Genomic DNA, 22,860 nt, shown 5'->3' on the forward strand with positions numbered 1-22,860 from the left:
TCATCATGTCGCACTCAGCAGCACGCCTCCGCCCCCGTGGCCTCGCCGCGGCGGCCGCCGCCCTGGCCCTCGTCCTCACCGGCTGCTCGTCCGGATCCTCCGACAGCGGCTCCTCCGGCAAGCAGACCATCGTCTTCTGGGGGTGGTCGGACATGTCCAAGCCGGTCGCCCTCTGGAACAAGACCCATCCCGACATCCACGTCAAGTTCCAGTCGATCACCTCGGACTTCTATCCGAAGCTCCAGGCCGCGATCAAGGGAAAGGACGGGGCGCCGGACATCACCCAGGTGGACTACCCCAACCTCACCTCGACGATCATCGCGGGCGACCTCAAGGACATCACGGACCAAACCGATGACGTCGAGTCGCGGTTCAAGCCCGCCGTATGGGACCAGGTCAAGGTCAACGACAAGGTGTACGGGGTGCCGCAGGACATCGGCACCCAGGTGCTCTACTACCGGTCCGACGTCTTCAAGGAGGCGGGCCTGGCCGCCCCCAAGACCTGGGACGAGTACATGACGGCCGCCGAGAAGCTCAAGCGGGCCCACCCCAAGGCCTACACCACGGCCTTCCCCGCCAACGGCGGCGCCTGGCTGGCCTCCCTGGCGTGGAACGCCAAGGCCCAGTGGTTCGGCACGGACAAGGACGCCTGGAAGGTGGACCTCGACGACCAGCCCACCCTCAAGGTCGCCGAGTACTGGCAGAAGATGCTGGACAAGGGCTACGCCAAGGGCGATCAGCACTGGCAGCCCACCTGGTTCAAGGGGCTCGCCCAGGGCAAGTACCTGACCTGGATCGGCCCGGCCTGGGGCGGCTCGGCGCTCAAGGAGAACGCCCCCGACCTCTCCGGCAAGTGGGCCGTCGCCCCGCTGCCGCAGTGGTCGGAGAGCGACACCGCCCCGGTGTACTGGGGCGGCTCCCTGACGGCCCTGACCAGCGTCACCGACAAGGCCGACGCGGCGATGAAGTTCATCACCTGGCTGAACACCAGCAAGGAGAGCGCCAAGCTTCTGGCGGTCGACGTCCTCCCCGCGTCCGACACCGGGCAGCAGATCCAGGAGCTGAAGAAGCCCGACCCCTACTTCGGCGGCCAGGTGCCCAGCGAGGTGTTCACGGTGCGCAGCGCCCAGTCCACCCCCTGGACCTGGGGCCCGACGATGACCGACACCACCAACTACCTCAATGACGCGATGCAGTCCGTCATCAACAAGTCGACGACACTGCCCGACGCGATGAAGAAGGTCGACGGCGAGACCCGGTCGCAGCTGAAGCGGAAGGGCCTGTCCGTCCGATGACCGCGCCAACCCTCGACCCGGCCACCCGGGGCCCGGGGAACGGGGCCGAGCAGGCGGGGGACCCGCCCCGCCTCTCGGCGTCGCGCCGCAACAAACGCCGCTTCGGCGCCGACTGGAAAACGGCGTGGGCGTTCGTGGTCCCGTTCCTGGCCTTCTTCGTGGTCTTCCACCTGGTGCCGGTGTTCTACGCGCTGTGGCAGAGCTTCCACGGCGTCGAGAAGTCGGGCGGACTGGGATTCGACACCCCCAACGTCATCTTCGTCGGCCTGGACAACTACACCCAGGCCCTCACCGACCGCGACTTCCTCGAGTCGGTCGGACGCGTCCTGCTCTACGGCCTCGTCCAGGTGCCCGTCATGCTGGGCCTCGCGCTGGTGATGGCGCTCATCTTCGACACGGCGGTCATCCGGATGCGCGGCCTGTTCCAGCTCGCCGCGTTCCTGCCCTACGCGGTGCCGGGGATCATCGCGTCCATCGTCTGGGCCTTCCTGTATCTGCCCGGGGTGAGTCCGGTCGTGGACTTCTTCGACGGTGCCGGCGCCCATGTGGACTTCCTCTCCAAGGACAACGTCCTGTGGTCCATCGCGAACGTGGCCACCTGGCAGTGGACCGGCTACAACATGATCATCATCTTCGCCGCGCTCCAGGCCATCCCGCGCGACATGTTCGAGGCGGCCCGCATCGACGGCGCGAGCAACTGGCAGATCGCCTGGCGGATCAAGGTGCCGCTGGTGGCCCCGGCCATCCTCATCACCGGACTGTTCTCGGTGGTGGGCACGCTCCAGCTGTTCTCCGAGCCGACGGTACTGCGCACGATCACCAACAACGTGACGTACAACTACACACCGAACATGATCGTCTACAACCTCGCGTTCGGGTCCAACCAGCCGTACTACTCAGCCGCCGTCGCGGTCATCATCGCCATCGGCGCGTTCCTGCTGTCCTTCGGCTTCCTGCGCATGCTCCAGAGAAGGAATCCCGATGAGTGACACCACCACCCGCCGCGGCCGCCCCCGCGCGCCGCGGACGAGCGGGGCACGGCGGGACCGCGCGCCGCTGTCCACCCGCTTCATCCTGACCGCGACGATCGTCGCGCTGACCCTCTACTTCCTCATCCCGATCGCGTGGATGCTGATCGCGTCGACCAAGTCGACGGCCGACCTCAACACCACCTTCGGGCTCTGGTTCTCGGACTTCGACCTCTTCAAGAACCTCCAGGACCTGTTCGCCTACCGCGACGGCGTCTTCCGGCAGTGGCTGGTGAACTCGCTCATCTACTCGGGAGGCGGCGCCCTCGGCTCGACCTTCCTGGCCGCCCTGTGCGGGTTTGCCCTGGCCAAGTACCGTTTCCGCGGCCGCAACGCCATCACGGGCCTCATCTTCGGCGGCGTGCTCATCCCCGGGACGGTGCTCGCCCTGCCGACCTATCTGATCCTCAACTCCTTCGGGCTCATCAACACCTACTGGGCCGTGATCCTGCCGAGCCTGTCCAGCGCCTTCGGGGTGTTCCTGGTGCGGATCTACGCCAGCGCCGCCGTCCCCGACGAACTGCTCGAGGCCGGCCGGATCGACGGCGCCCACGACATCCGCATCTTCTTCACGGTGGTCCTGCGGATCCTGCTCCCGAGCCTGGTCACCGTGTTCCTCTTCGCCTTCATCTCGATCTGGAACAACTTCCTCCTACCGCTGCTGGTCCTCAACGACCAGTCGCTCTGGCCGGTCACCCTCGGGCTCTACTCCTGGCAGAAGAACGCGATGAGCGAGCCCGATCTCGTCCGGATCGTCATCTCCGGATCCCTGGTGGGCACCATCCCCCTCGTCGTCCTCTTCCTCACGCTGCAACGGTACTGGCGCAGCGGCATCACGACAGGAGCACTCAAATAGCCATGAACAGTCGTATGGACGCCTTCCGCGCGCGCCTCGGCGGGTTCGCCTTCGGCGGGGACTACAACCCCGAGCAGTGGGACCGGGCGGTGTGGGACGAGGACATCGCACTCATGCGGCGCGCCGGGGTCAACCTGGTCACCCTGGGCGTGTTCGCGTGGGCCTCGCTGGAGCCCGAGCCGGGACGCTTCACCTTCGACTGGATGGACGAGGTGATGGACCTCCTCCACGCCGGTGGCATCAGCGTGGACCTGGCCACCCCCACCATGGCGCCACCCGTCTGGCTCACCCACGGACACCCCGAGGTCCTGCCGGTCATGGAGGACGGGGAGCGCTTCGGCTTCGGCAACCGGCTCCAGTTCGACCCCGCCTCCCCCCGCTACCGGGAACACGCCGCCCAGATCACCACGGCGCTGGCCGAGCGGTACTCCCACCACCCGGCGCTCGCGATGTGGCACATCAGCAACGAGTACGGGCAGCCCTCGTACGGGGAGGCCAGCGTGGCCGCCTTCCGCGAGTGGCTGCGGCGCAGGTACGGCAGCCTGGACGCGCTCAACGACGCCTGGTACACCCGCTTCTGGTCCCAGGTCTACACCTCCTGGGACCAGGTCAACCCGCCGGAGGTGCCGCGGTCGTGGTCCAACCCGACCCGCCGGCTGGACTTCAAGCGCTTCGTCTCGGACGCCCTCCTGGAGTGCTTCGTCATGGAGCGTGACATCGTCCGCTCCTACCGCGACGACATCCCGGTCCTCACCAACTACATGCGCTTCTACAAGAATGCGAATTACTGGATCTGGGCACCCGAACAGGATGCCGTGGCGCTGGACATCTATCCCGACCCCGGCCACGACGACTCCCATGTCGCCGCCGCGCTGAACTTCGACCTCATGCGGTCGCTGCGCGGCGAACCCTGGGTCCTCATGGAGCAGGCCGCCAGTGGTGTCTCGCAGTGGAAGGTGAACAACGTCAAGCGGCCCGGACGGATGCGGCTGGGCTCCTACCAGGCGATCGCGCACGGCGCCGACAGCGTCCTGTACTTCCAGTGGCGCGCCAGCCGTGGCGGCCACGAGCGCTTCCACTCCGCGATGCTGCCGCACTCCGGCACCGCCTCGCGCACCTGGAAGGAGATCGAGGCGCTCGGCGGGGAACTGCCCAGGATCGCCGAGGCGGTGGGCGCCGGGTCGCGGGCCGAGATCGCGGTGCTGTTCGACTGGAACGCCTGGTGGGGGCTGACCGAGACCCACGGGCTGCCACGCAACGACTTCGACTACACCCAGCTGGCCACCGACCACTACCGGCCGCTGATGGAGGCACATCACGCGGTGGACCTGGTGCACTTCGGTTCCGACCTGAGCCCGTACAAGGTCGTCGTGGTGCCCAACGCCTATCTCGTCGACGACCGTTTCACCGACGCCCTCACGCGCTTCGTCGAGGACGGCGGGACGGTCGTCTGCTCGTTCTTCTCCGGGGTCGTCGACGCGAACAACCAGGTCAGGCAGCCCGCCTACCCCGGGGCCTTCCGCGCGCTGATCGGTGCGTACATCGACGAGTACTGGCCCGCACGCGCCGGCGAGACCTTCGGAGTGGCTTTCGCCGACGGAACAACCCGGACCGCCGACTGGTGGCAGGACAGCATCCACCCCGAGACCGCGGAGGTGCTCGCCTCCTACACCTCCGGCCACCTGGAGGGACGGCCCGCGATCCTCGGCAACGCGGTGGGGCGCGGCCGTGTCGTGTACATCGGCACGCGCCTCGAACCCACCGCGCTGCGCGACACCTTGCTCGACGCGGTGACGGCGGCCGGGGTCATCCCGCTGCTCGACACCGCCCCGGCACACCTGGAGGCGGCCCGGCGTATCGGCGACGACGCCGAGTACCTCTTCCTCCTGAACCACTCCGAGACGGAACCCGTCGAGGTCCGGCTCGCGGCGGACGGGCTCGACCTGATCTCCGGGGCGAAGACCGGGGCAACCCTCGAGGTGGCGCCGCTCGGTGTCTCGGTGGTGCGGTTCGAGAACACCGAGCGGGTCCAGAAGTGACGTACGAAGACGCTCAGCTGGTGGCGGGGCGCAGAACGACCGGCAGCTCCCGGTAGCTGTTCATGCCCAGCGACGCGGCACGCGGAGCGGGCCTTTGGGCGAGGGCGATATCCGGGAAGGTCTCGAACAGCCGCCGCAGGGCGATCTCGGCCTCCACCTTGGCCAGGGACGCCCCGGGGCAGCGGTGGGCGCCGTAGCCGAAGGAGAGATGGCGGGAGGCGTCCGGCCGGTCGGGGTCGAACCGGTCGGGCTCGGTGAAGGCGTGGGGGCAGCGGTTGATGGTCGCGAGGGGGAGGAGCACCGCCTCTCCCTCGCGGACGATGCCGCCGCCCGCCACGGACACATCCTCGGTGGCGTAGCGGAACAGCAGGGTGCGCACCGGGGACTCCCAGCGCAGGGCCTCCTCCACCACATCCGGCCACGGGTCCTCGCCCGCCGCCTGCCGGGCCTTGGCGGCGGCCAGGGTCTCGGGGTGCGTCAACAGCCCCCGCACCGCGTGGCAGATCAGGGTCACCGTGGTCTCGTGGCCGCCGATGACGGTGACCACCAGGTTGCCGATCACCTCCGGCACCGTCAGCTCACCCTGGTCCATGGCCTCGACCAGGTCCATCGTGAGGTCGTCGGTGTCGCCGGCGGCGCGCTTGCGCTCGATTATCGTCATCAGGGTGGCCGGGAAGCGCTCCGCCATCGTGCGCTGGAGGTCCTCGGCCCCGTCGTCGGTGCTCAACGCGGCCGCCGACAGCACGTGCAGCTCCTCGCGCAGACCGCCCTCCTCGGGCACGCCGAGCAGATAGCAGATGACGTCCAGGGGAAGCGGCAGCGCGAAACGGGACTGCAGATCGGTCTCCTGACCCGGTGCCACATCGTCCAGGGCGGCCAGCAGCCGGTCGGTGACCGACTCGATACGCGGGCGCAGATCCCGCACCCGGCGCGGGGAGAAGGCGCGCTGAATGGGCTGCCGCAGTCGGCGGTGGAGGTCGCCGTCGGAGTTGAGCAGCCCCTCGCCCTCCAGGATGAAGAGCAGCGGCCACTCGGCGGGGATCTCCCCGCGCCGGTGGGCACCCCAGTGCCGGAGGCTCTTGGAGAACCGTGGGTCGTTCAGAACCTGGGCAGTTGCTTCGCGGGTGGTGACCGCCTTGACCACCACTCCGCCGGGAAGCGCCACGGTGGCGACCGGGCCCGCGGCCCGCAGGGCCGCGCCTTCGACACCATGGAGGTCGGTCGGCTCGGGGGCGAGATGAACGGGGGATATCGCGTCCATTGCTGTCCGTTCTGCAGTTGTCGGCGCCTGTAGGACCGGAGATCAAAAAGCCTATCCCACGGAACGGCCGCCGTGGGGTGTGTCGGAGTGGCCGACGTGGAAAGGGCCGGAAACACCTCGGCGGCGGACGCCCGCGTCCGCCGCCGAGGTTGGTGGAGCGTGGGTGTCTCAGCCGACCTTGCGGAAGCTCTCGACGAGGCCGCCGAAGCCGCCTTCGGGGCCCGCCCAGTCGATCGCGAGCTTGTCGTCGTCCTTCATCCCGACCGTGCCCACACCCCGGTCCCCGTCACCGCCGCCCTTGCAGGTCAGCGTCAGCGTGGGCGCCTCCTTGCCCGCCTTCTCGCCCGACTTCAACGTCCCGGTGCAGTCGAGCTTCGGCCCCTTGGCGGTGACCTTGCCGTCCGCGATCGTCAGGGTCTCCAGGCCGGTGTCCTTCGCCTCGACGATGGACTTCCAGGACCCGGCCGCACGCTCGATCATCGAGCCCTGGGCCGACGGCTCGGGGCTCTTCGACTGCTGCTCGGCGGTGGTGGTCGCGCCCTTGGGCTTCGCATCTGTCTTGTCGTCGTCGCCACCACCGCAGCCGCTGACCAAAAGGCCCACGACGACCGACGTGACCACCATGTGTGCCGCCTTGCGCACTTCTTCTCCTCCGTATGCAAAACAAGGAGTGCCAACCTAACAGCCAGCGGAAACGCGGTGTCGCACGGCCATGCCGCCCCTGGAGCGGGTGGCGCTCCGCGCGCCTCGCTCCCTCGCCGCCGACGGCCGCCTACGGTGAGCGGGCGGGGGCGGAAGCCAGGCGCCCCGCGGTCGAGAGGGTGTGGAATGGCGGAAGAGCACGGCGAGTTGATCCGCGAGCTGCCGGAGTTACTCAAGCGGCACGTGGCACGGACCGGAGACAAGATCGCGTACGAGGACGCCCGCCGGGGCGTCGGCTACGCGGACCTGGAGGCGCGGACCGGGCGGGTGGCGGGCCATCTGGCACGGCTGGGTGTCCGGCCCGGGGACCGGGTGGCGCTGCATCTGGGCAACCGGGTGGAGCAGGTGGAGAGCCGTCTTGGGGTCCTGCGGGCCGGGGCGGTTGGGGTGCCGCTCAACTCGACGGCGACGGAAGGGGAGTTGGAGTACTTCCTCGACGACAGCGGCGCGGTGGCCATCGTCACCGAGGAGACACTGCTGCCCCGGCTCGCCCGGGTCGCGGCCGGGCGGCCGGGGCTGCTCGTCCTGGTGGTCGGCGCCGACGGGCTCCCGGCGGCGGCGCCGGACGGAGCGGTGGCCTTCGAGGAGCTGGCCCGGACGGATCCGGGCCTCGCGCCACGGGACGACCTCGGCCTCGACGAACCGGCCTGGATCATCTACACCTCGGGCACCTCCGGGGAGAGCAAGGGCGTGGTGACCACGCAGCGGGCCGCCCTGTGGTCGGTGGCGGCGGCCTACGTCCCGGCGTACGGGCTTCAATCGCGCGACCGGTTGCTGTGGCCCCTGCCGATGTTCCACGCGCTGGCGAACTCCGTGTGCGTGCTGGGCGTGATCGCGGTGGGAGCGAGCGCGTATCTCCTTGAGCGGGGCGCCGGGGGCGCCAACCTCGCCGAGGCCCTCGCCGAGCAGTCGTGCACCGTCCTGACCGGGGTGCCCACCACCTACCACCTGCTGGTGGAAACATTGCGCGGCACACCGCGGCCGGTGTCCGAACTGCGGGTGTGCCTCACCGCGGGCGCGCCCTGTCCGCCGCGACTGCGGGCCGAGGTCGAGGAGTTGCTGGGCACGCCCCTGCTCGACGGCTACGGCTCCACCGAGACCTGCGGAAAGATCGCGGTCAACCGGCTCGACGGTCCCCGGTCCGACGACACCAGCGGTCCGCCGCTCCCCGGGGTCACGGTGCGGCTGACCCACCCGTTCACCGGCGAAGAGGTGGCCGAGGGGGAGGAGGGCGAGATCTGGGTCCACGGGCCCAACCTGATGAGCGGTTACCACAACCGCCCGGAGGCCACCGCGCTCGTGTTGCGCGACGGCTGGTACCGCACCGGAGACCTCGGCCGCCGCGTGGCACACGGCCATCTCAAGGTCACCGGCCGGGTCAAGGAGCTGATCATCCGCGGCGGCGAGAACATCAACCCGGCCGAGGTGGAACACGCCCTGCTGGACTGCCCCGGAGTCGCCGACGCGGCCGTCGTCGGTCGGCCGCACGATGTGCTCGGCGAGGTGCCGGTCGCCCTGGTCGTCCCCGGCCCCGGCGGTGTCGACACCGCGCGGCTGCTCGCGTTGTGCCGGGAGCGGCTGTCGGCCTTCAAAGTGCCCGACGAGGTGTACGAGACCGGGTCCGTGCCCCGCACCCCCTCCGGCAAGATCCTCCGCCGCGAACTCACCCGCGACCTGGCCGAACGGCTGGCCCAGGCGCGCGACACCGCCTCGGAGGCGCTGCGCGAGCGGCTGCGCTCCCTGCCCGCGGCGCACCGGCGGGACACCGTGCTGCGCCTCGTCCTCGACCTGGCCGCGCGCACCGGTGACGTCCCCGGGCCCGAACTGGGGCCCGAACAGCCCTTCACCGCCTCCGGGATCACCTCCCTGGGCGGCGTGCTGCTGCGCGACCGGCTCGCGGCGGCCACCGGTCTCGCCCTCCCCGCGACCCTGGTGTTCGACCACCCGACGCCCGCCGCCCTGGCGGAACACCTGCGCATCGCGCTGCTCGGCGACCGGGACCCGACCCCGGCGGCCACCACCCGCGCCGCCCGCCCCGGGCCGGCCGAGCCCGACGGGGAGCCGCTGGCCATCGTCGCCATGGCCTGCCGCTATCCGGGCGAGGTGGCCACTCCGGAGGACCTGTGGCGGCTGGTCGCCGACGGCACCGACGCCACCTCGGACTTCCCCGCCGACCGCGGCTGGGACCTGCCCCGTCTTTACGACCCCGACCCGGACCGTCTCGGCACCTCGGTGACCCGCCGGGGCGCCTTTCTGCGGGGCGCGGCCGACTTCGACGCGGACTTCTTCGGGATGTCCCCGAGGGAGGCGCTGGCCACCGACCCGCAGCACCGGCTGTTGCTGGAGACCGCGTGGGAGGTCTTCGAACGCGCGGGTCTTGACCCGGTGGCGCTGCGCGGCAGCGACACGGGTGTCTTCGTCGGCCTGATGCACGACGACTACGCCTCCCGCCATCTGCACCGCGACCGCCACGAGTTGGAGGGGCATCTCGCGCTGGGCGGAGCGGGCAGCGTGGCATCCGGCCGTATCGCCTACACCCTGGGCCTGCGCGGGGCCGCCGTGACGGTGGACACCGCCTGCTCGTCCTCGCTGGTGGCGATGCACTGGGCCGCGCGGGCGCTGCGGGCCGGCGAGTGTTCGCTGGCCGTGGCCGGCGGGGTCACCGTGATGGCGGGCCCCAAGCCGTTCGTGGTGTTCAGCAGGTTGCGCGGGCTGGCGCCGGACGGCCGCTGCAAGCCGTTCTCCGCCGCCGCCGACGGCACCGGCTGGGGCGAGGGCGTCGGCCTGGTGCTGCTGGAGCGGCTCTCCGACGCCCGGCGCAACGGCCACCCGGTGCTCGCCCTGCTCCGCGGCTCCGCCGTCAACTCCGACGGCGCCTCCAACGGGCTGACCGCGCCCCACGGACCCGCCCAGCAACAGGTGATCCAGCAGGCGCTGGCCGCCGCCGGGCTGTCGCCTGCCGACATCGACGCGGTCGAGGCCCATGGCACCGGCACCGCGCTCGGCGACCCCATCGAGGCCCAGGCGCTGTTGGCCACCTACGGGCGCGACCGGCCCGCGGACCGGCCGCTGTGGCTGGGCGCGCTCAAGTCCAACATCGGGCACACCCAGGCCGCAGCCGGTGTCGGCGGGGTCATCAAGACCGTCATGGCCATGCGCCACGGACGGCTGCCCCGCACCCTGCACACCGAGGAGCCGTCCCCGCGCGTGGACTGGTCCCCGGGCACCGTACGGCTGCTGGCGCAGGAGCGGCCGTGGCGGCCGGCGCCCGGCAACCCGCGCCGGGCCGGGGTGTCGGCGTTCGGTATCGGCGGGACCAACGCCCACGTCATCCTCGAAGAAGCCAGGCCCGAACACCTCGGAACCGGCGCGCCGTTGGAGCCGCAACCCGGCCGCCCGCGGCGTGCGGAGGCCGTGCCGCCGCTGCCGCTCTCCGGCGCGAGCCCGCGGGCCCTGCGCGCCCAGGCCCGGCGGATCGCCGCCCTGCTGCGGGATCGGCCCGAACTCGCCCCGCTGGACGTCGCCTTCTCGCTCGCCACCACCCGTCCCGCGCTCGCCCACCGGGCCACCGTGCCCGCCGGGGACCGCGAGGCGCTGCTGGCCGCCCTGGACGCGCTGGCGGAACATGACGACGACCGCCATCCCTCCCTGCCACCCGGCGTCGAGACCACCGGCACCCCGGGGCGCGCCGGGCGGCTGGCCCTGCTGTTCACCGGCCAGGGCGCCCAGTGGCCGGGCATGGGGCGCGCGCTGTACGACGCCTTCCCGGCGTTCGCCACGGCCTTCGACGGACTCTGCCACCACTTCGACGCCCGCCTCGAGCGGCCGCTGCGCACCGTGCTGTGGGCCGCCGAGGGCACCGAGGACGCCGCTCTGCTGGACCGCACGGACTTCTCGCAGGCGGGGCTCTTCGTCTTCGAGGTGGCCGTGTTCCGGCTGCTGGAGTCCTGGGGGATACGGCCGGACTTCCTGGCGGGACACTCCGTCGGTGAGCTGGCGGCGGCTCACGTGGCCGGCGTCCTGTCCGAGCGGGACACGGTCGAACTGGTCGCGGCCCGGGGCCGGTTGATGCGGGAGCTGCCCTCGGGCGGAGCCATGGTGGCCGTGGAGGCCTCCGAGGAAGAAGTGGCCCAGGAACTGGCGAGGGCCGCCGAAACGCCGGCGGACCGGGTCGCGGTCGCCGCGGTCAACGGCCCGCGGTCGGTGGTCCTCTCGGGCGACGAGGCGGCTGTGCTCGCCGTGGCGGAACGCCTGGCCGCACGCGGGTGCCGCACCACACGGCTGCGGGTCGGCCACGCCTTCCACTCCCCGCTGGTGGAGCCCATGCTCGAGGAGTTCGGCCGGGTGGCCGCGCGGCCTGAGTACGGAGAGCCGCGCATCCCCGTCGTATCCGCGCTGACCGGGCGCCCGGCCACCGGGGAGGATCTGCGCTCGGCCGGGTACTGGGTACGGCACGCCCGCGAGGCCGTGCGCTTCGGGGACGTCGTCCACCGGCTCGTCCGCAAGGAAGGGGTGACGGCCTTCGCCGAGGTCGGCCCCGACGCACACCTCACCGCGTCCGCCCTGGCGGCCCTGGCCGACGGGGAGAGCGAACGCCTGGTGTTCGCGGCCGTGTCCAGGGCCGGCACCGACCCGCGGGGGTCCGGGCCCGGGGCGGTTCTGGCCGCGCTCGCCCGGCTCCATGTGCACGGACTGCCGGTGGACTGGGGCCGGGTGTACGCGGGCAGCGGCGCCCGGCGGGTGGACCTGCCCACGTACCCCTTCCAGCGGCAGCGCTACTGGCTGGCCGACACGGAACCGGACGCCCCCGCCACCGCCGCCGCGCCCGCCGACGACGGCCGGGGCCACCCGCTGCTGACGCAGACCACCACCGTCCCCGGCACCGAGCGCGTGTTGTGTACCGGCCACCTGTCGGGCGCCGCCCACCCGTGGCTGGCCGACCACGCGCTCGCCGGGCACCCGCTCGTCCCCGCCGCCGCGCTCGCCGAACTGGTCCTCCACGCGGGGGACGCGTGCGGACTGGACGAGCTGGAGGACCTGGCCCTGACGGCCCCGCTGTTCCTGCCCGGCCACGACGCCCGGGTCCAGATCCAGGTGGCCCTCGGCGAACCGGACGCCTCCGGCCGGCGCACCGCCGACGTCCACTCCCGGCCCGAGGAGTCCGGGGCGCTGGGCCCCTGGACGCACCACGCGACCGGGCGGCTCGGCCCGGCGGTCACACCGTCGGACCCGCCCGCCGCTCTGGCCGACGACCTGGCCGCGTGGCCGCCCGCGGGCGCCGAACCCGTGGACCTCACCGGTGCCTACGCGCGGCTGGCGGACGCCGGTTACGCGTACGGCCCGGCCTTCCAGGGCGTCATGTCCGCCTGGCGACGGGGCGGCGAGCTCTTCGCCGAGGTGCGGCTGCCCGGGGCGGCGGGCCCGGACGCCCGGCGGTACGGCATCCACCCGGCGCTGCTGGACGCCGCGCTGCACGCCGGACGGCTGGCCGCGCCGTCCGAGGGCCCGGCCCGGCTGCCGTTCGCCATCGGCGGCCTGACCCTGTACGCCGTCGGCGCCACGGAACTGCGCGTACGCTCCCGGCCCTTCGGCGCGGACACCATCGCCCTGGACCTCGCCGACGGGGCGGGCCGGCCGGTGGCCCGGGTGGCCTCGCTGACCACCCGGCCCCTTCCGGAAGACGCGGGCTTCGGCGCGGGGGCCGGGGAGTTGTACCGACTGCGGTGGACCGGCGTCCCGGCCGACGGCCCGGACCCGGCATCGGTACCGGCCCCGGCCGTGGCGAGCCCGGACGACCTGGAGCTGAGCGCGGCACTCACCGCCACCGCCGGCGGCGCCGGTCCCGAGACGGTCGTCGTCTCGCTGGCCGGCCCGCGATCGGGCACCGATCCGGTCGCGGACACGCACGCCCTGACCGCGCGTGCCCTGGAGGCGTTGCGGACCGGGTTGGCCGATCCGGCCTCACCCGGAGCGCGTCTGGTGGTGGTGACCCGCGGCGCCGCGTCCCCGACCCCGGACCTCCCGGCCGCGGCGGTGTGGGGCCTGGTGCGCGCCGCGCAGTCGGAGTACCCCGGGCGCCTGACGATCGTGGACCTGGACCACCGGCCCGAGTCCGCGCGCCTGCTGCCCGCCGCCATCGCCACGGGCGAGCCCCAACTCTCCATCGCCGACGGCACGGTGCGCGTCCCCCGGCTCGAACCGGCGCCGCACGCCGCCGCCCCCGCCGCCCCAGGCGGCTTCGCGGGCGAGGGCACCGTCCTGCTCACCGGCGGCACCGGATCGCTCGGCGGGCTGCTGGCGCGACACCTGGTCGCCCGGCACGGGGTCCGGCACCTCGTGCTCCTCAGCCGCGGCGGCCCCGCGGCCCCGGGCGCGCGGCCGCTGCGGACCGAGCTGGAGCGGTCGGGAGCCCGGGTGGACCTGGTCGCCTGCGACACCGCCGACCGCCCCGCCCTGGCCGCCGTGATCGAGAAGTACGCGCCCGGCCTGACCGCCGTCGTCCACGCCGCCGGGGTCCTGGACGACGGTGTGCTGGAAACGCTGACGCCCCGGCGGCTGGCGGCGGTGCTGCGGCCGAAGGCGGACGCGGCCTGGCATCTGCACGAGCTGACGCGGGATCTGCCGCTGTCCCGCTTCGTGCTGTTCTCCTCGGCCGCCGGGCTGCTGGGCAACCCGGGCCAGGCCAACTACGCCGCCGCGAACTCCTTCCTGGACGCCCTCGCACACCACCGCACCGCCCTCGGCCTGCCCGCGCTCTCCCTGGCCTGGGGGCCATGGGCGGACGAGGACGGGATGGCGGCGCGCACCGACCACGCCGGCCGGACCCGGGACACCCCCGTACGCGCGGTCTCCCCCGAGCAGGGCCTGGCGCTGTTCGACGCCGCGCTGAGCATCGGGGAGCCGGTGCTCGCCCCGCTGCCGCTGGACCGCTCCCGCCCGGCCACGCCCGCCGGGCCGCCGGCCCCGCCACCGCTGCGCGGACTGCTGCGCCCGGGCCGCCCGGCCGCCCGGCCCGGGGACGGCGGCGCCGGTGCGACGTCGGATCTGGGCCAGGACCCCGGTGGCGCGGAGGGCTCCTGGCGGCAGCGGCTGGCGGCGCTGCCCGACGCCGACCGCGCGCCCGCGCTGCTGAGCCTGGTCCGCGAGACGGCCGCCCTGGTGCTCGGCCACGCGGACGCGACGGCCGTGGGCGCGACACGACCCTTCACCGAGCTGGGCTTCGACTCGCTGACCGGAGTGCTGCTGCGCAACCGGCTGAGCACGTTCACCGGCGTACCGCTGCCCGCCACGGTCGTGTTCGACCGGCCGAGCGCCCAGCAGCTCGCCGACCACCTGTACGCGCTTCTCAGCGACTCGCCGGGCGATGACGCGCTCCCGGAGGAAGCGCCCCGCGAGCCCCGGCGGCCCGGCCCCGTGCCGGCCCGGCCCCATGAGCGGCGGCCCGCGCAGACGCTGGCCTCCCTCTACCGGAGGGTGTGCGAGACGGGCGAGGTGGTCGCGGCGATGCATCTGCTGGTGACCGCCTCACTCGCCACGCCGGTGTTCGACCGCGCCGACGCCGCGCGGCACGCGGTCGCTCCGCTGCGCCTGGCCGAGGCCGCCGAGCGAGCCGAAGGCGTCGGCGAAGCCGGGGAACCCGGAAGCGCCGAGGGCCCCGCGCTCGTCTGCGTCCCCGGCTTCTCCGCCACTCCCGGCGGGTCCTGGTACGGGACGCTGGCGTCCCGCTTCGACCGCGAGCGCGACGTCTTCGAGATCCAACACCCCGGCGTCCTGCGGGGGGACGCGGTACCGCGCGACTGGGAGACGCTGGTCGAGCTGCACGCCGCCACCGTGCGCGAACACGTGGGCGACCGCCCGTACGTCGTCCTCGGCTACTCCATGGGCGGCTACCCGGCGCACTCGGTCGCCGCCCGGCTCGCGGCGACCGGCACCCCGCCGGCCGGGCTGGTCGTCGTGGACACCTACCACGTCACACCGGAGCGCGAGGACGAGCCCTGGCTGCTCGCCATGCCCGCCCGCGTCCCCCTGGAGATGGGCGATTGGTTCGACGCTGCGGTGGACGATATGTCCATGGCCGCGCTGGGGGCCTACACCCGGATGGCCCGCGGCTGGTGTCCGGAGCCGACGGACGTCCCCACGCTGCTGGTCCGGGCCACCGATCCGCTGCCGGAGCCGCGGACCCACAGCGGCCGTGAGGCGGAGCGGGGCGGCGACCGGCGGCCCTCCTGGCCGGCCCCGCACGACACCGTGGACGTCCCCGGCAGCCACTGGAGCCTGATGGAGGAACACGCGCGCACCACGGCCGAGGCCATCCGGGCGTGGACCGGCGCGCTGGGCACCGCCGCGGGATGACCCGGGAGTGGGCCTGACGAGCGCGGCCGGTCGCGTCCCCCGACGCACGACCGGCCGCGCCCGCGCTCCGGCTATCCGACCGGCTGGAGATCGAGCAGTCGCGCCACGGCGTCCGCGGTCCGCGGATGCCGTGTCAGCAGCCCGGCCACCTCCCCCCGACCGGTTACGCCGACCTGCGGGTCGAGAGCGGACTCGGTGTCCTGCCACCCCGCGTCGTACCCGAGCGTCTCGGCCACGGCGTCACAGGTCGCCGGGTGGGCGGCCAGCAGCCGCGCGACCGCCCCACCCGGCGCCGCCTCAGCGGCGCCTGTCTCCGCCTGCGACGCCGCCGGCCGCGCCGACCACGGCGGCACCCACGCGTCGACCGCGGACAGCGCTGCGGGGAAGGTGCGGCCCGCCTCGCGCACCAGCACCGGCACCAGCTCCCGCGCGCCGTCGCGCAGGGCCGTGATCAGCTTGGGCAGCCACGGGAGCAGGACGGAGTCGGGCAGCTGCGCGAACGCCTTGGACAGCTGCTCGACCACGAAGGGCGCCAGTGTCGGCACCGGCTCCAGGGCCTGCACGAAACCGCTCATATAGCGCGGGAACGCGGGCACGACCAGCGGGTTGGCCAGCAGTTCGGCGCAGCGCGAGCGCAGCTCGGCCGAGGTCATCAGGCCGAGCCGGGACCGGGCCGCCCACGCCAGCGCGACCTTGTCGGGTGCCTCGGGATGGGACTGGCGCACGGCGAGTTCGAGCTGGGTGTGGTCGCAGCCGAGCGAGAGCGCGAAGCTCTCCATCTCGAACAGGAAGCCCAGCATGGCGGCCACCTGGCGCAGCCCGGTGGACTCGTCCGCGAAGGCCGTCGGCAGCAGGGTGCAGTAATGCGCGTAGCCCGCGGTGACGAACCGTTCGCACCAGCGCGGCAGCTCCGGCTCCGCGGCCCGGTAGTGGGCCAGCAGCCGGCGGATCTGGCGCAGCACCCGGGGCGCCCCGTCCACGGTGCGCTCCGCGGTCAGCAACTCCACGGCCCGGGCCCCGAGTTCGTCGGCGAGCCGACGGCTGCCCAGATAGAGGATGGCCTCCTCCACAGCCTCCAGCGCGGTCGCGGCGGTGGCCTCGGGCGCCCACGCGTCGCGGCGCAGCCGCTGCTCCAGCACCTGCTCGATGGTGACGCCCTCGTAGCCGAGCTCGACGAGGGAGCGCTGGTTGCGGCCGATGGCCAGGTCCCAGCTCTCCTGGATCGACCGCTCGCCCAGCCTGCGGGCCCCCATGATCGGACGGGCCACGTCCCCCAGCAGCCGGCGCAGGATCCACAGCAGGTCGGAGCAGGGATTGAGGGCCGGTTCCGCGGCCAGGTCGAGCAGCGCGCGCTGGTTCGTCCGGGCGCTCAGATTGAGCCCGAGCGGCTCCAGACGGTCCAGCACATCGCGGGCCAGCGGCGGGAGCGAGTCATAGCCCACCGCGCCGATCCGGTCACCGCCCAGCAGGATCTCGCACAGCCGGCGCACATCGCGGCGGCCCGGCACGGTGTCCTTCTCGATGCAGGTGACCGCGGCGTCCTCGAAGTCGTACGGGGTGGGGCGGCCGCGGCCGCGCATTCCCGCCAGCAGGATGGACGTCTCGAACACCGCGATGGCGTCGGCCGTGCTGGCCAGATAGCCGTTGCGGCGGGCCAGCCCGACGATGTCGACACACCACCCCAGCAGCTCGGCCTCGTCGAGGTCGTCCAGCACCGGCGGGGTGGCCAGGAACCCGGACAGCCGGTCGGCGACCCCCTCGGGGGAGCCCGGCACGGCGTCGGCCCGCTCGCGCTCCGCGCGCTTGGCCGCCCGCTTCTGGTCCGCGGTCTGCTGCCCCGCCAGCCGGAACGGCGTGACCCGGCCCCGCTTCAGCGCCTTGGTCCAGGTCGCCGACGCGATCGACACCGCCCCCGGGGCCAGCCCGAACTGCGCCTCGATGGTGGAGTGGCTGGACGGGATGAGCCCGTACATCCAGCGGGTGGCCGTACGGGGAGTGATCTCGTACGGCTCGCCCTCGGCCGCCAGGCCGAACTGCTCGACCCGGCTGGCCGCGTGGAAGGCGCCGCACACATACAGACAGCGCTCAGGTTCGGCGCCCGAGGCCGCGAGGTGTTCGCGCATCCGCGTCCACATATAGCGCTCGCGGTCCTCGTCCCGGTCCTCGCGCGCCTGCCGGTCCGGGCGCAGCCGCCGGAACAGGCTGCCGATCATCACCATGACCTGGCGGTAGGTGTCGTAGTCCGCGCCGACCAGGGGCTGCTCCACATACTGGTCCCACCACTCGGACCAGTGCCGGACCTTGCCGTGGTGGAGCAGATACGCCTCCAACTCGGCGAAGCGGGGCCGCAGATCGCCGATCTCGATGCCGACCGCGTCGCCGTGCAGCGCGGCCTCGTCATGGCGGGCGCCGTCCTCGTCAGCATCGCCGTCCGCCGCTTTCGCCTCCCCAGGCTCGGCCGGGTCGCGGGGCGTCCACTGGAAGACATGGTCGGTGGAGCGGTCGACCAGCACCAGCTCCACGTCCGGCCGGTCCAGGGCGTAGGCGATGGCCTGGTACTCGGCCGAGGCCTCGGTGATGGGCGCCACCACGCTCAGCGGCGCCCAGTCGAGCGGGAAGCCGTCGATGTCCGTCGCGAAGGCCTGAAGCGCCACCGGGAGGCGGCAGTTGCGCAGCTCGTCGAGGAGCGGCCGCAGATCCTCGCACAGCTCCAGATAGATGACCTTGGGCTGCTTCTCCCGCAGCCGCCGCACCATGGCCAGGGCCGAGGCGGGGGAGTGGTGGCACACGGGGAAGATCTCGAGCTCCTCGCGCAGCGCCCGGTCGACGTCGTCGACCATGCCCGACAGGATGCCGGGGACGGCGCCGGCGTCACCGGCGAAGGCGCTCGCCGCGTCGCGCAGCTGCCCACGGAGGGCGCCGAAGGGGTTCGGTGTCGTCATGACAGGGTCGCGATCGTCTCGCGGCCGCCCTCCAGGAAGTCCTGCCAGGGCCCGCCCTCGTCCTTGCTGCGCGGCTCCACGACGCCGTGCCAGAACTTGTTCAGGATGGCCAGGTCCTCCGGGCTGCGCCGGGCCAGCGAACTCACCAGCGAACCGGCGAGCGTCCGCGCGCCGAGGACGCGGTCACCGAAGAACTGGCTGTGCAGGATGGCGTCCTCCAGCACGCCGATCTGCTCGGCGGTGGACAGCGCGGATTCGAGCCTGTCGTCGTCGCTGGTGGCGGAGGCCGACGCGGCGCGCAGATCGGCGAAGCTCCGCAGCAGGATGTCCAGCAGGGTGGGCGGCACCTCCAGCTCGATCCGGTGCCTGCGCAGCAGCTCAACGGTGCGGAACCGGACGATCTCCGCCTCGCTGCGCTTGTTCGTCACCACCGGGATGCGGACGAAGTTGAACCGCCGCTTGAGCGCGGACGACAGGTCGTTCACGCCCCGGTCGCGGCTGTTGGCCGTGGCGATGATCGAGAATCCGGGCTTGGCGAAGACGATGTTGTCGTCGTCGAGCTCCGGGATGGACACATACTTCTCGGACAGGATCGAGATCAGCGCGTCCTGGACATCGCTGGTCGACCTGGTCAGCTCCTCGAAGCGGCCGATCACGCCCCCCTCCATCGCCGTCATGATCGGCGAGGGGATCATCGATTCCCGCGACTGTCCCTTGGCGATCACCATCGAGACGTTCCACGAGTACTTGATGTGGTCCTCGGTGGTACCCGCGGTGCCCTGGACGACCAGCGTCGAGTTGCGGCAGATGGCGGCCGAGAGCAGCTCGGCGAGCCAGCTCTTGCCGGTGCCCGGGTCGCCGATCAGCAGCAGCCCCCGGTCCGAGGCCAGCGTCACGATGCTGCGCTCCACAAAGCTGCGGTCGCCGAACCACTTCTGCGGGATGGGGCGGTCGAGCCCGTCGGAGGGCTCGGACCCGAGGACGAACAGCCGGACCATCCGGGGGCTGAGCCGCCACGAGAACGGCTTGGGGCCGTCGTCGATCGACTCCAGCCAGTCGAGCTCCTCGGCGTACTTCACCTCGGCCGGGGCGCGCAGCATGTCGTTGTCGGTCATTCGTGGGTCTCCTAGGCGAGGAAGTTCTTGAGCTCGAACACGAGCTTGCGGATATGTCCGGAGATCACGGGCGCGCCGAGATCCTTGAGGCGTTCGCGGAACCACGGGTCCACGCTCTGCCGCCCCGAGCTGTTCACCGAGCCGACCGGGATCAGCTTCACCCCGGAGCGGTGCACGGACTCGAAGTCGGTCATCAGCGCTCGGTTGTCGAAGAAGTCGGAGATCCACACCAGCACGGTGTTACGGGGATCGGCGATCTTCGGCCGGGCCCGGGACATCGCGGCGGTGCCGTCCGTGCCGCCGCCGAGCCTGGTGCGCAGCAGCACCTCGAACGGGTCGTGCACCCAGGGGGTCAGATCCAGCGCCCGGGTGTCGTAGGCGACCAGATGGACGTCCACCTTGGGCAGCCCCGCGAAGATGGAGGCGAGGATGGTGCAGTTGACCATCGAGTCGACCATCGACCCCGACTGGTCGACGACCACGATCATCCGGGCGGGCAGGGTCCGCTTGGCGGTGTGCCGGTAGAACAGCTGGTCCACATAGAGCCGCTGGCTCTCCGGGTCCCAGTTGGTGAGGTTCTTCCAGATCGTGCGGTCCAGGTCGAGGTTGCGGAAGGTGCGCTTCGGCGGCACCGACCGGTCGAGCGTGCCCACGCTCGTCTGCTGGACCTGGGTGCGCAGCACCTCCGCGACCTCGTCGACGTACCGGCGGATCAGCGCCTTCGCGTTGGCGAGCGCCACGCCGGAGAGGTTGTCCTTGTCGCGGAGCAGCTGCTCGATGAGCGACATGCTGGGGGTCAGCGCTCTGGCCAGCCTGGAGTCGGCCAGCACCTCGCGCAGCCGCATGCGCCGCACCAGGTCGCCCTCCAGGGCCGACAGGGTGCCGCTCAGCTCGCCCGCCCCCTCGGCGCCCAGGGCCTGCTTGCACCAGCCCGCGTCCCGCTGCCAGTCGGCCAGCTGCTGGGCCGTCACCTCACCGGCTCCGGTGTTGAACACATTGAGCAGGAGCTTGGAGACCAGGGCGGCCCGGCGCACCCGCTCCCGCGGGTCCTCCGGCTCGTCCCCGGCGCCGTCCAGGGAGGCCGGGGCGTCGCCGGAGGGCGCCATCAGCTCCCGGAACTCGGGTTCCAGGTCCGGGAAGCGCTGGACGACGCTGTCCACCGACACGGACGGGTCCAGCAGCGCCGACGGCAGCCCGATGTCGTCGACGACGGCCACGCTCGCGGCCTCCAGAGCGGGCTGCTCCTCGGGGTCGAACAGGCGGGCCAGCAGCCGCCAGTAGAGGACCTGCCGCCGGTTCTCGGCGGCGGCGGCCGGAGTGTCCAGCCCTGTGTTCTGCGTGGTGTCGGTCATTTCCGCAGCAGCCGTCCCGCTCGCTCCCGCAGCACGGCGACCGCGTCGCCGGCCCTGGCCTCCGCCTTGGCGACCTTGGGATCCGTGATCCCCAGCGCCCAGTCGCCGCCGTGCACCTCGACCGGCTTGCGCTTGACCGTCGCCCGGACCGCCAGGGGCTGAAGCGCCCAGCGGCCGCCGTCCCACCGGAGCAGGCCGACACAGGCCGAGGAGTCGGCCACCAGCGCGGGCGTGAGCGGCCCGCAGGCGGGCAGCCGGTCCAGATCGAGCGGGAGGGTGCGCCCGTCCAGCTCCAGCACGCTTCCGTCCGTGGTGTACCCCTCCAGCAGCACGGGTTCGGCGATGCGCACCGGATGGCGCTCCAGCGGCGGCACCGGGGGCGCGAGTGCGTCGGCGAGCTGGATCCGGGCGGTGGCGAAGGGGTCGGCGGGCTCGCCCGCGCTGGCCCGGTCGTCGTGCCACACCAGGTCGCCACCGGCCAGCAGGGGCAGATCGGTGACCTCCAGGGCGCGGTGCTCCGCCAGCGCGGCCATCAGCTGGGGATGGCCGTGCAGCAGACGCCACACAGCCGGGCCGACGATCGTGTCGACCTTCGCGGCGACCACGCTCGTGCGCACCAGGCGCGCCGGAGCGCCGCCCACGGGCTCCAGGACCGCGTGCACCTGCGCCTGTACGGCGGTGCCGTGCTCGTGGACGTCCACCCCGAGGATCAGCAGACGCCCCGACACCGACTCCGCCGGCGGAGCGAGGCCGCCCCGCCCGTCGTCCCAGGACAGCGTGAGGGCGCGGGCCCAGAGGTCGGCCCAGCGCCGCGCGGGCAGCCGCTCCGCCGTCGCGATCGGGGACGAGGCACGCAACTCCGCAGCCAGGCCGTCCAGGAGCACCGCCGGGCGCCGCAGCTCCGGCTCGGCCAGCAGGGCCTCGATGGTCTGGTCCGCCGCGGATATCAGGTCGTGGCCGACGCCCCGCCATCCGGCGATGGCCAGCTCACGGAGCCAGGACCGAGCGCCGACGAGCGGGCCCAGCCCCTCCGGGGCCGCCGCGGGCGGCTCCGGCCAGGCCTCTCTGGTGCGCCCGAGGGCGGTGTCGAGGTCGGCCAGCCGGGCGTCGTGCACCGCGCCGAAGAGGGCGGTGCGCGCGCCCGCGAGGGCCGCCAGATGGTCGTCCGTGACGGATCCGACGGCGACCTTCGCCGCCGCCTCGGCCACCGCCGGACCCAGGGGGGACGCCGCCACGGCGCCGGCCAGGGCGGTCAGCGCCGCCACGCGCTCCTCGCCGAGCCGGGCGAGCCCGTGGACGAGGGTGTCGTCGAAGCCGGCCACCAGGTCGAGCGCCTCCGAGACCCCCGGCGGGTCGGCGTCGAGCAGTGCCGCGAGCTGCACACCGAGCATCAGCCGACCGCCTCCGTGGCCGGGAACCAGTGCAGTTCGGGGACGGGTGCCGTGGTGTCCGGCAGCTCCAGATAGGCCAGGTGGCGCAGGAAGCGGCTGAACACCACGGCCGCCGGCGCGGACTCGCGCGAGCCCGACAGACGGCTCATCAGGTCCGCGCCTCCGCCGGCCCCGTTTTCTTCGCCCACCTCGACGTGCAGATAGCGGGCCACGCGGTCGAGCCCGTACTGGAGCACCGCCTCGTCGGCCAGCGCCCGCAGATGCTTGCACGGCCCGCCGTTCAGCCCGCCGCAGGGCCGGTTGTTGTTCGTACTACAGCTGTAGTCATGGGTGCGCGCCGCGATCGACGAGACATACACCCGGGCGATGTCCGACCCGCTGGAGACCACCCCCTGCAACCGGCCCTCCGCCAGCTCGACGAAGGGGACCTTCGCCAGCTTGCGCGGCCGTACGGGGGGCACCACCCGGACCGTACTGCTCCGCTCCCACGTCGTTGTGTCCGCGTACACGACCATCGACCTCCAGCC

At 72.8% G+C, this 22,860-nt stretch carries 12 protein-coding genes; 5 read left to right on the forward strand and 7 right to left on the reverse strand.

Features of this window, described 5'->3' with window-relative positions; all coding sequences use genetic code 11:
- Positions 1 to 5: 5 nt before the first annotated feature.
- Genes ACZ4WQ_RS31835 through ACZ4WQ_RS31850 form a run of 4 tightly spaced genes read left to right on the forward strand, consistent with a single transcriptional unit; the run spans position 6 to position 5,218 of the window.
- Complete coding sequence (locus tag ACZ4WQ_RS31835) at positions 6 to 1,295, forward strand: ABC transporter substrate-binding protein (protein ID WP_398373488.1); 1,290 nt, start codon at positions 6 to 8, stop codon at positions 1,293 to 1,295.
- On the forward strand, positions 1,292 to 2,284 hold the full coding sequence (locus ACZ4WQ_RS31840; protein WP_385337068.1) for a carbohydrate ABC transporter permease: 993 nt from the start codon (positions 1,292 to 1,294) through the stop codon (positions 2,282 to 2,284). The genes ACZ4WQ_RS31835 and ACZ4WQ_RS31840 overlap by 4 nt, the downstream gene beginning before the upstream one ends.
- Complete coding sequence (locus ACZ4WQ_RS31845; protein ID WP_311725567.1) at positions 2,277 to 3,179, forward strand: carbohydrate ABC transporter permease; 903 nt, start codon at positions 2,277 to 2,279, stop codon at positions 3,177 to 3,179. The genes ACZ4WQ_RS31840 and ACZ4WQ_RS31845 overlap by 8 nt, the downstream gene beginning before the upstream one ends.
- 2 nt (positions 3,180 to 3,181) lie before the next feature.
- Positions 3,182 to 5,218, forward strand: coding sequence for a beta-galactosidase (locus ACZ4WQ_RS31850; RefSeq protein WP_398373489.1), 2,037 nt, complete (start codon positions 3,182 to 3,184; stop codon positions 5,216 to 5,218).
- A gap of 13 nt (positions 5,219 to 5,231) precedes the next feature.
- On the opposite strand, the gene ACZ4WQ_RS31855 is transcribed toward ACZ4WQ_RS31850, so the two are convergent.
- Positions 5,232 to 6,479: a cytochrome P450 gene (locus ACZ4WQ_RS31855; protein WP_385337077.1), complete on the reverse strand. Its 1,248-nt coding sequence runs from the start codon at positions 6,477 to 6,479 to the stop codon at positions 5,232 to 5,234.
- 168 nt (positions 6,480 to 6,647) lie between these two features.
- Positions 6,648 to 7,121 (reverse strand): hypothetical protein, encoded by a 474-nt coding sequence (locus ACZ4WQ_RS31860; protein ID WP_311725570.1) that lies wholly within the window; start codon positions 7,119 to 7,121, stop codon positions 6,648 to 6,650.
- Between the two features lie 186 nt (positions 7,122 to 7,307).
- On the opposite strand from ACZ4WQ_RS31860, the gene ACZ4WQ_RS31865 reads away from it, so the two are divergent.
- Positions 7,308 to 15,533 (forward strand): type I polyketide synthase, encoded by an 8,226-nt coding sequence (locus ACZ4WQ_RS31865; RefSeq protein ID WP_398373490.1) that lies wholly within the window; start codon positions 7,308 to 7,310, stop codon positions 15,531 to 15,533.
- A gap of 71 nt (positions 15,534 to 15,604) precedes the next feature.
- Here the strand turns inward: ACZ4WQ_RS31865 and ACZ4WQ_RS31870 are convergent, their stop codons facing one another.
- From ACZ4WQ_RS31870 to ACZ4WQ_RS31890, 5 genes are read right to left on the reverse strand one after another with little or no spacing between them, the layout of a single operon-like run.
- Positions 15,605 to 18,475, reverse strand: a complete 2,871-nt coding sequence (locus tag ACZ4WQ_RS31870; RefSeq protein ID WP_398373491.1) for a hypothetical protein — start codon at positions 18,473 to 18,475, stop codon at positions 15,605 to 15,607.
- Positions 18,472 to 19,590, reverse strand: coding sequence for an ATP-binding protein (locus tag ACZ4WQ_RS31875; protein WP_311725573.1), 1,119 nt, complete (start codon positions 19,588 to 19,590; stop codon positions 18,472 to 18,474). The genes ACZ4WQ_RS31870 and ACZ4WQ_RS31875 overlap by 4 nt, the downstream gene beginning before the upstream one ends.
- An 11-nt stretch (positions 19,591 to 19,601) precedes the next feature.
- Positions 19,602 to 20,942, reverse strand: a complete 1,341-nt coding sequence (locus ACZ4WQ_RS31880; RefSeq protein ID WP_398373492.1) for a VWA domain-containing protein — start codon at positions 20,940 to 20,942, stop codon at positions 19,602 to 19,604.
- The gene (locus tag ACZ4WQ_RS31885) at positions 20,939 to 22,333 is read right to left on the reverse strand and encodes a hypothetical protein (RefSeq protein WP_398373493.1); all 1,395 of its coding nucleotides are present in this window, start codon (positions 22,331 to 22,333) and stop codon (positions 20,939 to 20,941) included. The genes ACZ4WQ_RS31880 and ACZ4WQ_RS31885 overlap by 4 nt, the downstream gene beginning before the upstream one ends.
- Positions 22,333 to 22,848, reverse strand: a complete 516-nt coding sequence (locus tag ACZ4WQ_RS31890; protein WP_398373494.1) for a hypothetical protein — start codon at positions 22,846 to 22,848, stop codon at positions 22,333 to 22,335. The genes ACZ4WQ_RS31885 and ACZ4WQ_RS31890 overlap by 1 nt, the downstream gene beginning before the upstream one ends.
- Positions 22,849 to 22,860 lie beyond the last annotated feature (12 nt).

It is taken from the genome of Streptomyces sp. NPDC028305 (genome assembly GCF_055569495.1).

What these genes read in the sequence shown, in the direction of transcription:
- ACZ4WQ_RS31870 (WP_398373491.1), bottom strand. Translation starts at nt 18,475, where the DNA reads ATGACGACACCGAACCCCTTCGGCGCCCTCCGTGGGCAGCTGCGCGAC.
- ACZ4WQ_RS31875 (WP_311725573.1), bottom strand. Translation starts at nt 19,590, where the DNA reads ATGACCGACAACGACATGCTGCGCGCCCCGGCCGAGGTGAAGTACGCC.
- ACZ4WQ_RS31850 (WP_398373489.1), top strand. Translation starts at nt 3,182, where the DNA reads ATGAACAGTCGTATGGACGCCTTCCGCGCGCGCCTCGGCGGGTTCGCC.
- ACZ4WQ_RS31835 (WP_398373488.1), top strand. Translation starts at nt 6, where the DNA reads ATGTCGCACTCAGCAGCACGCCTCCGCCCCCGTGGCCTCGCCGCGGCG.
- ACZ4WQ_RS31845 (WP_311725567.1), top strand. Translation starts at nt 2,277, where the DNA reads ATGAGTGACACCACCACCCGCCGCGGCCGCCCCCGCGCGCCGCGGACG.
- ACZ4WQ_RS31890 (WP_398373494.1), bottom strand. Translation starts at nt 22,848, where the DNA reads ATGGTCGTGTACGCGGACACAACGACGTGGGAGCGGAGCAGTACGGTC.
- ACZ4WQ_RS31885 (WP_398373493.1), bottom strand. Translation starts at nt 22,333, where the DNA reads ATGCTCGGTGTGCAGCTCGCGGCACTGCTCGACGCCGACCCGCCGGGG.
- ACZ4WQ_RS31855 (WP_385337077.1), bottom strand. Translation starts at nt 6,479, where the DNA reads ATGGACGCGATATCCCCCGTTCATCTCGCCCCCGAGCCGACCGACCTC.
- ACZ4WQ_RS31865 (WP_398373490.1), top strand. Translation starts at nt 7,308, where the DNA reads ATGGCGGAAGAGCACGGCGAGTTGATCCGCGAGCTGCCGGAGTTACTC.
- ACZ4WQ_RS31840 (WP_385337068.1), top strand. Translation starts at nt 1,292, where the DNA reads ATGACCGCGCCAACCCTCGACCCGGCCACCCGGGGCCCGGGGAACGGG.
- ACZ4WQ_RS31880 (WP_398373492.1), bottom strand. Translation starts at nt 20,942, where the DNA reads ATGACCGACACCACGCAGAACACAGGGCTGGACACTCCGGCCGCCGCC.